11 protein-coding genes are annotated in these 12,457 nt (G+C 45.5%); 6 read left to right on the forward strand and 5 right to left on the reverse strand.

The window, feature by feature from the left end; all coding sequences use genetic code 11:
- Positions 1 to 6 precede the first annotated feature (6 nt).
- The 3 genes from rapZ (at position 7) to mgtE (ending at position 2,742) form a co-directional block, all read left to right on the forward strand.
- A complete protein-coding gene (gene rapZ / locus DXX93_RS03215; protein WP_116006789.1) occupies positions 7 to 861 on the forward strand; it encodes an RNase adapter RapZ in 855 nt (284 codons plus the stop codon).
- A gap of 30 nt (positions 862 to 891) precedes the next feature.
- The gene (locus tag DXX93_RS03220; RefSeq protein WP_116006790.1) at positions 892 to 1,167 is read left to right on the forward strand and encodes an HPr family phosphocarrier protein; all 276 of its coding nucleotides are present in this window, start codon (positions 892 to 894) and stop codon (positions 1,165 to 1,167) included.
- A 216-nt stretch (positions 1,168 to 1,383) separates the two neighbouring features.
- A complete protein-coding gene (gene mgtE / locus DXX93_RS03225) occupies positions 1,384 to 2,742 on the forward strand; it encodes a magnesium transporter (protein WP_116006791.1) in 1,359 nt (452 codons plus the stop codon).
- A 185-nt stretch (positions 2,743 to 2,927) separates the two neighbouring features.
- On the opposite strand, the gene pmbA is transcribed toward mgtE, so the two are convergent.
- Positions 2,928 to 4,271, reverse strand: a complete 1,344-nt coding sequence (gene pmbA / locus DXX93_RS03230) for a metalloprotease PmbA (protein WP_116006792.1) — start codon at positions 4,269 to 4,271, stop codon at positions 2,928 to 2,930.
- Between the two features lie 118 nt (positions 4,272 to 4,389).
- Between pmbA and yjgA the strand changes: the two genes are divergently transcribed.
- Positions 4,390 to 4,908, forward strand: a complete 519-nt coding sequence (gene yjgA, locus DXX93_RS03235; RefSeq protein ID WP_116006793.1) for a ribosome biogenesis factor YjgA — start codon at positions 4,390 to 4,392, stop codon at positions 4,906 to 4,908.
- 92 nt (positions 4,909 to 5,000) lie between these two features.
- On the opposite strand, the gene DXX93_RS03240 is transcribed toward yjgA, so the two are convergent.
- Together DXX93_RS03240 and DXX93_RS03245 are read right to left on the reverse strand one after the other, a co-directional pair.
- On the reverse strand, positions 5,001 to 6,356 hold the full coding sequence (locus tag DXX93_RS03240; RefSeq protein WP_116006794.1) for a Do family serine endopeptidase: 1,356 nt from the start codon (positions 6,354 to 6,356) through the stop codon (positions 5,001 to 5,003).
- A gap of 79 nt (positions 6,357 to 6,435) precedes the next feature.
- Complete coding sequence (locus tag DXX93_RS03245; protein ID WP_116006795.1) at positions 6,436 to 6,891, reverse strand: YhcB family protein; 456 nt, start codon at positions 6,889 to 6,891, stop codon at positions 6,436 to 6,438.
- 219 nt (positions 6,892 to 7,110) lie between these two features.
- On the opposite strand from DXX93_RS03245, the gene zapE reads away from it, so the two are divergent.
- Complete coding sequence (gene zapE / locus DXX93_RS03250) at positions 7,111 to 8,226, forward strand: cell division protein ZapE (protein WP_116006796.1); 1,116 nt, start codon at positions 7,111 to 7,113, stop codon at positions 8,224 to 8,226.
- A 25-nt stretch (positions 8,227 to 8,251) separates the two neighbouring features.
- Here the strand turns inward: zapE and DXX93_RS03255 are convergent, their stop codons facing one another.
- On the reverse strand, positions 8,252 to 10,624 hold the full coding sequence (locus DXX93_RS03255) for a bifunctional diguanylate cyclase/phosphodiesterase (RefSeq protein WP_116006797.1): 2,373 nt from the start codon (positions 10,622 to 10,624) through the stop codon (positions 8,252 to 8,254).
- Positions 10,625 to 10,975: 351 nt separating this feature from the next.
- Here DXX93_RS03255 and DXX93_RS03260 point away from each other — a divergent pair, with 351 nt between their 5' ends.
- Positions 10,976 to 11,992, forward strand: coding sequence for an extracellular solute-binding protein (locus tag DXX93_RS03260; RefSeq protein WP_181902127.1), 1,017 nt, complete (start codon positions 10,976 to 10,978; stop codon positions 11,990 to 11,992).
- Between the two features lie 210 nt (positions 11,993 to 12,202).
- On the opposite strand, the gene DXX93_RS20755 is transcribed toward DXX93_RS03260, so the two are convergent.
- On the reverse strand, positions 12,203 to 12,352 hold the full coding sequence (locus DXX93_RS20755) for a hypothetical protein (RefSeq protein ID WP_181902128.1): 150 nt from the start codon (positions 12,350 to 12,352) through the stop codon (positions 12,203 to 12,205).
- Positions 12,353 to 12,457: the final 105 nt, after the last annotated feature.

The raw sequence follows: 12,457 nt of genomic DNA on the forward strand, positions 1-12,457 counted from the left end.
AACACTATGAAACTCATTATCGTCAGTGGCCGCTCTGGCTCTGGTAAGTCTGTTGCGCTCAGAGTACTGGAAGATTTAGGCTATTACTGCGTCGACAACATTCCCGTAAACCTATTGCCTGCCTTGACTCATACAGTAATCAATGAGTATGAAAACGTGGGAGTTTCACTGGATGTTCGCAACCTACCTGCCGAGCCAAAAGACGTTCACGAGATTTTAGACTACCTGCCAGCGGCGGTAGAGCTGACCATATTGTATCTCGATGCCAACGATAATGACTTAATTCGCCGCTTTAGCGAAACGCGCCGTTTGCACCCCTTGATCAGACAAAATATTGCCCTTGACCAGGCGCTTGAGTTAGAGAAAAAACTGTTAGAGCCCGTCTCAACGCGAGCTGACTTGTACATGAACACGAGTCAATTGTCACCGCATCAATTGGCGGATTTAGTCAGAGAGCGTATTCTCGGTAAAAAAACCGGTGCTATGGTCTTGGTGTTTGAGTCGTTTGGCTTTAAGCACGGTATTCCAGCGGATGCTGACTATGTATTTGATGCCCGTTTTTTGCCGAATCCATTTTGGGACAAAGAATTGAAAACGCAAACCGGCTTAGATCAATCCGTGCGAGATTTTCTGGCGAGCCAGCCAATTGTTACTAAGTTTGTGTGGCAAATTAACAGCTTTCTGATGACTTGGTTACCTCATCTTGAGCGCAACAACCGCAGTTACGTCACGATTGCGATTGGCTGTACTGGGGGGAAACACCGCTCGGTATACATTGCTGAATTGCTGGCTGGCAACTTCCGTAAAGAACGCGAAGATGTGCAATCGCGTCATCGTGATATCGACATCAAAAGCACCTAAATTTAGCCTAGTTTTAGATCGGGAAGTCACATGGCAAGCGTATCCAAAGATATTGAAATCATTAATAAACTTGGCCTGCACGCGCGTGCCGCTACTAAGCTTGCACAGCTCAGTCAACGCTTTAGTGCACAAATAACCTTATCGCTTGACGACAACCAAGCCGATGCCAGTAGCATTATGGCGCTGATGCTGCTCGCTGGCGGCCAGGGAAAAGTCGTTACTGTCAGTGCCGAAGGCGAAGATGCTGAGCAGGCGTTGGCAAGTATCTGTGAACTCATCAACCAGCGCTTTGACGAAGCTGAATAAGGTTGAAAAATCCTACGCTTAGCGCAATAAAAAGCTGAAAAATAACGGTAACTCATATACACTGGCTGGCAATGCAGTAACAAGTGTTACGCGGCTTAAATTGATGTCAGCTTGTCATCAAACGTTAAACCACTAGCAGCATACTTATCGTTACTCGCGACATCGATATCGTCAATGTCTCAGTTAGTCAGTCAATCAGTCGGCGCAGGGTGAGTTATGCCGGAAATATCAGAACAAGAATATAATCAACAACGACTGCAAGAGGTAAACGAAGCCCTTGGTAGTGGTATGTTTGTTTATGTTCGCAAACTACTGCAACAACTACCCGCTTACGATTTAGCACTTATTCTCGAATCCTCTACGGTTAAAAGCCGTCCTGTCCTGTGGCAGCTTATCGATCCTGATCATCAAGGTGAAGTGCTCGAAGAGCTCAATGAAGAGGTGCGCAAAGGCATTCTCAAAAGCATGCGACCTGAGAAGGTAGCTGAAGTTGCTGAAGGCATGGATGTTGATGACCTAGCGGAAGTACTGCGTACACTGCCTGACAGCGTCTATCAAAAAGTGCTGCAAAGCATGGATACGCAAGATCGGGCGAGGGTAGAAACCGCGCTATCTTTTGAAGAAGATACCGCTGGCGGTATTATGAATACCGATACCATCACCATTCGTCCAGACGTATCGGTTGATGTGGTATTGCGTTATTTGCGCCTTAAAGGTGAACTGCCAGAAGCCACCGATAGTTTTTACGTGGTTGATCGTCATGATCGCTTTATTGGCTCTGTTTCCCTTTCGGCAATTGTCACCTCAAAGCCGGAAACCGTGGTTTCTAACCTTATCGACGCCGATATCGAAGCCGTTGCTCCAGATATGCCAGAAAATGATGTCGCGGCGCTGTTTGAGCGCTATGACTGGCTATCCGCCCCTGTTGTTGACGAAGAAGGGCGTTTGCTCGGTCGTATTACCATCGACGATGTTATTGATATTATTCGTGAAGAAGCCGAACACTCGATGATGAGTATGGCGGGTCTTGACGATGAGGCCGATACGTTTGCGCCCGTCATCAAAAGTACGCGCCAACGCTCCGTGTGGTTGGGCGTGAATTTGATCACCGCATTACTGGCAGTAGCCGTTACTAGCATGTTTGAAGGCTTGTTTAGCCAATTGGCCATTTTAGCGGTATTAAACTCACTGGTACCGAGTATGGGCGGTGTCGCAGGTAATCAAACGTTAACTCTGGTTATTCGCGGTATTGCGCTCGGCCATGTCGGTGACAGTAACGCCCGTTCCCTGCTTTACAAAGAGCTTGCGGTTGGTTTTCTCAATGGCCTAATTTGGGCGTTCTTAATAGCCACGGTTGTCGCGGTGTGGAAACAAGATCTGACGCTTGGTGGCATTATCGCCTTTGCCATGCTCATGAATCTAACCGCCGCAGGTATTGCCGGGGTAACTATTCCATTGATGCTCAAACGCATGCACATTGATCCCGCATTGGCTGGCAGTGTGATTTTAACGACGATTACTGATGTGGTGGGGATTTTTGCGTTTTTAGGTACCGCAACCTTGTTGTTATCCTAATACGAGTCTGCATATAGTAGAGAAAGAGCGCTAAGCATTGCTTAGCGCTCTTTTCGTTTTACGAAGTTACTCAGCTTATTTACTGAGCTCTGGTTTCAGAGCTCTTGCCTGCTGGACACTTGCTTACTGAACCCCAGTTTTCATAACCCTAGCTTTCATGACCCCAGTTTCCATAAAGGAGTAGCTTAGTTACCTGCCACTTGCATCTCTTCGATTAACAACGAGCCTGTGCGAATGCTACCGCGCATATCCGTGTCTGTGCCAATCGACACAATGCCCTTAAACATATCTTGCAGCTTACCTGCGATGGTAATCTCTGATACCGGGTAAGCAATTTTACCGTTTTCTACCCAGAAACCTGCGGCACCACGTGAATAATCACCAGTGACCACATTTACCCCTTGGCCCATTAATTCAGTCACCAATAAGCCAGTACCAAGCTGGTTAAGCATAGCGTCAAAATCACCGCCATTCGCGGTCACCAGCCAGTTGTGAATACCGCCAGCGTGCCCAGTCGTTTGCAAGCCCAGTTTACGTGCGGAATAACTGGTTAACAGGTAAGTTTCCAGTTGACCTTTATTGATAATGTCGCGATCTATGGTCGCCACGCCTTCTGCATCAAAACTGCTACTCGCCAATGCTTTTGCTAATTGAGGGCGTTCGCTAATGGTCAGGTGTTCAGGGAAAATGGGTTGCCCCAAAGCATCGAGTAAGAAAGATGATTTACGGTATAAATTGCCGCCACTAATGGCCGCGATAAAGTGACCAAAAATGGTATTGGCAATATCCGCTCTAAACATAACAGGCACTTTCTGCGTGCTAATTTTCTGAGCGTGAAGTCTTGAGATAACTTCACTAGCCGCTTGTTGGCCAACCATTTCTGGCGCGTCTAATAGCGAAAAATCACGGTTTACGGTGTAGGCATAATCGCGCTGCATATCATCACCGTCAGAAGCAATGCTCACACAGCTCAAGCTGTGGCGCGTGCTCGGGTAACCCACTAATTGACCATGGCTATTGCCGTACACTTTAAAGCCTTCAAAACTGGCAAGGGTTGCACCGTCTGAGTTGGTAATGCGTGCGTCACTTGCTAAAGCAGCGTCTTCACATTGCTTGGCAATATCGATCGCGGCTTCAGTGGTGAGCGCTTTAGGGTGATATAAATCTAAATCAGCAGGTGCCATGGCAAGGCGATCTTTATCGGCCAAGCCTGAGCAATCATCCACAGAAGTATATTTAGCGATATCAACCGCCGCTTTTATTGCGTTTTGCAATGCTTCTTCTGATAAATCAGCCGTCGAAGCGCTGCCTTTTCGGCCATCTTTATAAACGGTAATGCCCAGCGCACCATCATTGGTAAATTCAACATTTTCAACTTCGCCCATACGGGTGTTAACGCTTAACCCTTGCTGGCGACTCAAAGCGACTTCAGCGTTGTCTGCGCCAAGTTGTTTGGCGAGGGTAAGCGCGTTTTCAACGCGACCTTTGACATGTTCAATTTGGGTGTTAATGCTATCGACTTCTTTCATGATTTGCTTCCGATGAGGTGCTGGCGAGTGGTTACGCCTAAGTTAAGCGTTGCCCTAAGAGTGTTTGTTGTACATTTGCTGTATAATAGCGGGAAACTGACTTTGATTTGTGATCATTATGCACCACTTAGACCACGATATCGACGAATTCGATGAAGATTATGTAAGTAAAACGGATGTCAAACGTTACATGCACGAGTTGCAAGATTTGGCGTTAACTATTATTCGCTTACCTAAAGCAAAGCGCAATAAACTGCCACTTAATGAAGAGCTGCAAGATGCCATGGTGTTGGGGGATAAAATCCTTAACAAACCTGATGCGCTGAAACGCCACAGTCGTTTTGTTGCTAAGCTATTGGCCGAGACGGATGTAGATGCGATTCGCGCGGAAATGGACGTGCTCGCCAATAAACACCAACAGCAAAGCAAGCAACATGAAAAGTTTGAGCAACTGCGAGAACAGGTTATTGCGGGGGGTAATCAGGAGGTCGAAGACCTACTTGCACTGTGTCCGGGGATGGAGCGCCAAAAGCTGCGTCAATTAGTGCGCCAAGCAACCAAAGAGCAGGCGAACAACAAGCCAGGCAAGAGCTACCGCGATTTATTGGCGTATATCAAAGCCAATTATCAAGAGTAAACGAAGCTTTCAGCCAGTTCGATAAAAGCAGGTACAAAAAAGCGCTGCCTTCAATGGAGGGCAGCGCTTTTTCATTTAAATAAACGGCTTACTTAGCGGATCATCAAATACATGGCGCGATTACCGCGAACCACTTTAAGTGCTAATACACCCGTGTTGTCTTTCAGGTAGTTGCGCAGTTCGGCAATCGTACGTATGTCTTGACGGTTAACACCAGTGATCATATCGCCGGCTTTGAGGCCCACGGCTTCTGCTGCACTGTCGCGCTCAACTTCCGTGATTTCGACACCTTTGCCATCAGCATTATTGTCTAACTCGGCACCTTCAAGCATACGGTGTAAACTGGCCGCTTCTACATTTGCGGTGTTCGCTTGTTTGAGCTTTACGGTAAACTTCTTCTTCTTACCATCGCGGATAACCGTTAGCTTCACCTTTTTACCAGCGCCAATTGAGCCAATTTTACCGCGCAATTCCGCAAACGTTTTCACCATTTTGCCATTAACTTCGGTGATTACATCGCCCGCTTTGATACCAGCTTCAGCTGCGGCAGAGTCTGCGACAACTTGCTCAACAAAGCCACCTTGTGTGGTTTCAAGTGCCATGGCTTTGACAATTTCACCATTAACGCTGCGCCCTGCAACCCCGAGTACACCACGGCGTACTTCGCCAAACTCGACAATTTGATTTACTAAGTTGTTCATCATATTGCTTGGAATGGCAAAACCAATGCCTACGTTACCGCCGTTTGGCCCTAAGATGGCCGTGTTAATGCCAATTAGCTCACCGTGTAAGTTCACCAGTGCGCCGCCTGAATTACCACTGTTGATCGCCGCATCGGTTTGAATAAAGTCTTCGAAGTTTTCAATATTCAGGCCACTGCGCCCTAACGCGCTGACAATACCTGATGTTACCGTTTGGCCTAAGCCAAATGGACTGCCGATAGCAACGGTGAAATCACCAACGCGCAATCTGTCTGAATCCGCCATTTTAATTTCGGTGAGGTTATCGTCTTCAACTTGTAGTAAGGCGATATCGCTTTCTGCGTCAGAGCCAATTTTCTTCGCTTCTAGTTGGCGACCATCTTTTAGTGTCACTAAAATTTCGTCAGCTTCTTCGACAACGTGATTATTCGTGACGATATAGCCTTCGTCAGCATCGATAATGACGCCTGAACCTAAGCCTTGGAAAGGGCGCTCTTGCGGTTGCTGGTTGCGCCTTGGGTTGCCAAAGAAAAATCGGAAAGCATCAGGCACCCGTTGATTCACTTCATGTGTACCCTTAACCGAAATACTCACTACCGCAGGCGTGGTACGCTCAAGCATAGGTGCTAAGCTCGGCAGTGTTTGGCCTTCAACAACGATAGGGAGATTGGCGTAAGCCGGGCTTGAAGATAATGCTATTGAACCTGAAATTAGTGCGGCGCTGATCACTAACGATAATTTTTTCATACTTAAAAAAACTCCTTAACCAGAATTAAGTACATACCGATATACAGACTAAGACTTGCTGAGTTAGTTCAAAATAACCTTATTCGGCATTTGTAACACTTTGTTTCTTATCATCAAATAGGCCACTAGGGTTACCTGAATAATCAAGCGGTGCTTCATTAGCCGTTTCTTCGCTAAAATCAGGCTTCTTCTCGTGACGCAGTTTAACGGTTTGGGCCAGCTGCTCTTGGGTTTCTTGTGAGAAGAATGGCATTGTTTCACCGTCAGTAGGGGTTGCGCGTTGTAATAGGGCGGTACTTTGCTCCATTTGCTTCATCGCTTTTTGACAAGTCACGTTCATTTGCTCTAATAATTTTGCTGAGTCGTCAAGATGCTCGGCCACATCGTTTTGGTATTGCGTAAGTGCCGCTTCACCCTTGCTGACTTTTTCTGCCAGTGCTTTGTTTTCCTTGGCTGATGCCGATAAGTAACGGCCGCCAACAAAGCCAATAACGATGCCAACTAACAAAAGTGCGATATCTATTACAACTGTCATATCTAGGTTCCTCGTTGTATTCGTGTAGAAAATTAGTGAGAATATTCAACCATTAGCAATAACGTAAATATAGCGTTTAATGCTGGCCTAATATAGCGAATATGTTTGCTAATTTTTGTTTTTCAAGCGCGCGGCGTTTTTAACTCGAGAATATGTGAAAAATAAACGCTACTTGAACCAGTAAACGCCCCGAAAAGTAATAGCTGGAATTTATCCTTCATGATTAACCTGACGCCACTGCAAAAATATCAACAAGACCTCACCCGTGAAGATTTTCAATACGACGAGGCACAAGAAAATGCAGTGAAACACCTCCAGCGTTTGTTCGATGATTTACAAAATAAACCCTTGCCTGTCACTGGCTTTAAAAAAGTCCTTAATCGCTGGAAGCGCGTGGTCGGTAAACAGCAGCAACACAAGGTTAGAGGTTTGTATTTTTGGGGCGGGGTTGGTCGTGGTAAAACCTATTTAGTGGATACTTTTTACGACTGCTTGCCCTTTGAAAATAAAATGCGGGTGCACTTTCACCGTTTTATGCACCGCGTTCACGAAGAAATGAAATCACTGGCTGGGCAATCTGATCCACTTAAAATTATTGCCAAGCGCTTCGCTAATGAAGCCTGCATTATTTGTTTTGATGAGTTTTTTGTCTCAGATATTACCGATGCGATGATCTTGGGAACCTTATTCCAAGAGCTTTTTGCGCATAACGTTGCACTTGTTGCGACTTCCAACATTATCCCTGATGAACTGTATCGCAATGGTTTGCAACGGGCTCGCTTTTTACCTGCCATTAAGTTGATTAACGAGAATTGTGAAGTGGTGAATGTTGACAGCGGCGTTGACTATCGCCTGCGTACCCTAGAACAAGCTGAAATTTATCATTACCCACTCGACGCGAAAGCAAGCAGCAATTTAGCGCAATACTTCCAGCAATTATCTGTTGAACCGGGTGAAAAAGCGCGAGTGATTGAAATTAATCACCGCGAGCTAAACACGATTGAGGAATCAGACGGTGTGGTGCATTTTGAGTTTAGTGAACTGTGTGAGAGTGCCCGCAGTCAAGCTGATTATATGGAGCTCAGTAAACTCTATCACACTGTGCTGATGGCTAATGTCACGCAAATGAACGTCGATTGTGATGATGCCGCACGCCGTTTTATCGCGTTGGTCGATGAGTTTTACGAGCGTAAAGTCAAATTGATTATTTCGGCTCAAGTGGCGATGGAACATCTATACAGTCACGGCGGTTTAGAGTTCGAGTTTAAACGCTGTTTAAGCCGCTTGCAGGAAATGCAATCACGCGATTATTTAGCGACGGAGCATTTGCCTTAATAGTTATTGTTTGCGGCCATTAGCATCAGCCCGCTTGCTGCGTCGTTGGTGCTAAGGGCAGCAACCGCGGCTGCATAAATTTCGCCAGTTGCGGCTCAGCAAGCGGTTTAGCGAAGTAATAACCTTGAAAAGCGTGACAGCCAAATTGAGTAAGTTGCGCGATGGCGTTGGTGTCTTCGATACCTTCGGCAATCACTTCCATGTGCAGTGCCTGGGCCATGTGAATAATAGCCTTGACCAAATTCTCAGCTTCGGGGGTTTTATCGCCTAACGCGGCAATAAAACACCGATCAATTTTTAATACGTCAATGCGCAAGTGTTGCAGCAGTGACAGCGACGAATAACCCGTCCCAAAGTCATCTAAATACACTTTTACGCCCATAGCGCTTAACTGCATCAAATGGGTTTGCACGAGCTGGTGATTGTTGATCAATGCCGATTCCGTTAGCTCGATAGCCAGTAATTTCGGGGGCAGTTGATAATGCGCAAGTTGCTTGGCGATCAGATCGACAATATCACTATCCGCCAATTGTAATGCCGATACATTAATACTGATGTAAGGGCAGTTGTTTTGCCCATAATAGTCGACGTGCTTAGCCAATTGGCGAATTGCTTTTTTGGCAATTAATGCACCAAACGCTTTTATCTTGTTAGTTTTCTCAATTAAAGGCACAAAATCCAATGGCATGACTAGCCCTTTACTTGGGTGCTGCCAACGAGCCAGTGCCTCAAAGCCCACTAATTGCTGAGTGCTGTTAAATATTGGTTGGTAATACAGCACAAATTGGTCGTCGCGAATCGCTTGCTCTAAGTCGAACTCTAATCGGTGTAAATGCACCACATCATCGTACATTTTATGATGGAAAAAAATGACCTGACCACGGCCAGAATCTTTCGCTTGATACATCGCAATATCAGCATTTCGCAGGATATCTTCTGGGTTAAAGTCAGCATTGTTAATGGTTGTTGCGCCAATACTCGCGCCAATTGTGTAATGGTTGCTGTGTAATTCGTACGGTTTTTTCAATGCGTCAAGATAGCGCTGAGCCACTTCAGTGACTTGTTGTTGTGCTTGGATATTTTGTAATACAACCACAAATTCATCACCACCAAAGCGAAATAGTAAGTCTTGTGAGCGGCTATTAGTGCGGATGCGCTTGGCAACCTGTTGCAGAATTTGATCGCCAACGATATGTCCCATAGTGTCATTGATGCGCTTGAAGTGATCTAAATCGATAAAGAGTACGCTAAAAGATGTTGGACTGGTGGATGATTCGCTGCTATCGATACGCGCGCTCAAGTAATCAAACAGCGATTTTTTATTAAGCAGACCTGTGAGTTGATCGTGGGTTGCCTGAAACTTTAGCGAGGCCGTTTTTTCTTCCACTAGGGCGTTTGCCCATTTAATGCGATTAATATTGGTATACAGGTAGTAGCCCAAGCCACCTGTAATTAGCATAAGTAGTAAGGCCGCGAGATAGGCGTAGTAATTTTCTTTGTCGCTTAGATTTTGTTGACTAAACTTGAACAACCATTGTTGATTAGCAAATGGCACCGTCGCGGTTTCAGTGAAAATGGGGGCTGATTCAGCGCAATTGTTGGCCTTGTCACAGTGATTTAGCCATTGGGAGTCGTATAGGTTATTCAGGGTAATACCTTTATCACCCGCTACTTTATTGTGCATCGTCAGTACGAAGTTATCTGACTGGGTCAAGTTTCCCCACAGGCTATCCACGAGCTGGTTGATCATCACGAGGCCAACAATAAAGCCCAAGTGCCTTTCCTTTTGCACAACAGGTACAAACAAGCGTACACCCACTTCTCCTTGCTCTGTGGCGAAATGACTGGTGGTAATGCGATTCTCATTCACTGCCTGCTGCATATCATGGTTGAGTTGACAGTCAGAGCTAAGATCTAAACCTAACTCATGCCCTAGTGTTGCTGCTGGTTCGGCATAAGCGATTGCAAAAATACCCGCAGATGAGCTGTTGTTACAGCGCTGTTTATTATTTACATGGTGAATGCGGTAGTCGAATATTCCTGAGCTTTGCATTTGTTGTTCAAAAGCTTTGATGCTCGTGTTAGGCACAAAGGGAGCCCACTGCACGCCCTGGATAACCGTACTGGCGAGTAACTCTTCATTGATCAATTGAGCAAACTGTGTACGGCTTAGTGCAGGGTAGACTTCGATCATTTGTTGGCTGGCGATTAGCACTTTCTCAATTGCAATAATCGCTTGCGATAACCCGGTGACTTTGTCGGTAAATTTGGCATGAAACTGATCAGCGAGTTGCTGGCGTTCATAATACTTGATCACTGCAAATGCTGAGCAAGCCATCACCACACCAATTACTAGTGTTAGCAGGATACTCTTGTAGTGATTAAGCAGTTTTAACATAGGGGTTGCGGTATAGGTTAGCTGGAAGACAACGATAGGTTGTCACAGGACATCATGGTGAAAGGATAATAAGGTAATCAATACAGCTTGTAAATGATAATAGTTATCATTAATATGCTTTGGTTTTTATTTAATCTACTGAACCTGAGCGTTGAGCAAAAAGTAGTAACCATTCACTTGTTTACATGGTTATAAAGTTTATTTTTGATGTCGTCAGTTTTTTCAATAGCGCTAGTTGCCGCTGCGAAAACTGGCAGAAAAGAGCACAAGACAAAAGTACTTGTTTATTGAGGCTCCGATACTAATGTTCCGTTACTCATGCTTAGGTTACGCAAGTTGGAAGTTGATTGTATGAAGTTATTGCTCACTGCAGTGCTAGCGTGGTCGCTAGTTGTTGTTAAAGCGCATGGCGAAGAGATCGAGTCGGTTAATGTCTATTCTTTTCGCGAAGCCAAATTAATTGCGCCGATTATCGAGCGCTTTTCTCAAGCCACGGGGATCAAAGTGAATGTCGTGAGTGGCAAAGCGGACAAATTATTAAACCGCCTAATCAAGGATGGTGATAACAGCTTTGCCGACGTGTTACTGACAACAAATGTTGCGCGTTTAGAAAAAGCGAAACAGCTTGGGCTGTTGCAGCCGATTGACTCGGTTTATCTTAAAACGCACGTCCCTGCACCGTTGCGAGACCGACAAGGTTATTGGCATGGCCTGTCGATCAGGGCAAGAGCAATTTTCTATGCTAGGGATAAAGTTAACCCGGCATCCATCACTCGTTATCGAGACTTAACTGCTAGCCAATGGCAAGGGCGTATTTGCACGCGCAAAGGCAGCCATATTTACAATCGATCAATGCTAGCAAGCTTTGTTGCTTTGCACGGCCAAGCGTCGGCGAAGCGTTGGACGCAAGGACTCGTGGCAAACTTGGCGATGCGCCCAACTGGGGGGGATCGCGATCAGTTGCGCAATATAAACAGCGGGAAATGTGATTTAGCCATCGCGAACAGTTATTACTACGGCATGATGTCACAGAGCGCGTCGCAGCAAGATCGTGAGGTGTATGCCAACCTCGGCGTTATCTGGCCAGAGCAAGCAGGTGCGGGAACACACGTTAATATCAGTGGTGCAGCAATTACTAGCGCCGCGAAAAACAAGCAAAATGCGCAAGCTTTTATTGAGTTTTTACTGACTGAGCAGGCACAGGAAATGTATGCTGATATTAACCACGAACTGCCCATTCGACGTGATATTCAAGCCAGTGGTTTAGTCGGTTCATGGGGCGATTTCAAAGGTGACATTGACTCTGTGCAACAGCTTTATTCACATTTAGCAGCCGCAGATAGCATTATTGCCGATACTAGTTGGTAGGTGGCTACCTAGCTATTTACTGTGCTTTCAATACATAAAAACTCACTCATTGGTATGAGTGAGTTAGTTAGTGAATTCAATCACAGGAACTTATCTGCCTTCATTTCAGCGAGCAAGTCTTTGTTGAAAGTCAGTTTGTAAGTTTTCTTGTTAGCTTTTCTTTGTTTTATGTTTTTAGCTAGTCACTGCTTCACTATTCGCAGCCTTAGGTTATTCGTAGCTGCGTTCCATCCACAGTAGCTGCAGCTTTAAATCCGCGATTTCTTGCTGCGCGTTGGCCAGTTGCTCAGCTAGTGATAGCTGCTCTGTTGATGTGTCTTCATTTGCATTGTTTAGCATAGCGTTGTCATTGTGTGCCATATGAACCTCAGCTTGGTTATATTGTGTAAAGTTACCAGTGTTGTAAAGTTATCTGTGTTGAAAATAATAATGTAATTACATATCTAATATTACATGCGAGATTTC

The organism is Thalassotalea euphylliae, assembly GCF_003390335.1.
In the GTDB taxonomy this organism is placed as follows: domain Bacteria; phylum Pseudomonadota; class Gammaproteobacteria; order Enterobacterales; family Alteromonadaceae; genus Thalassotalea_F; species Thalassotalea_F euphylliae_B.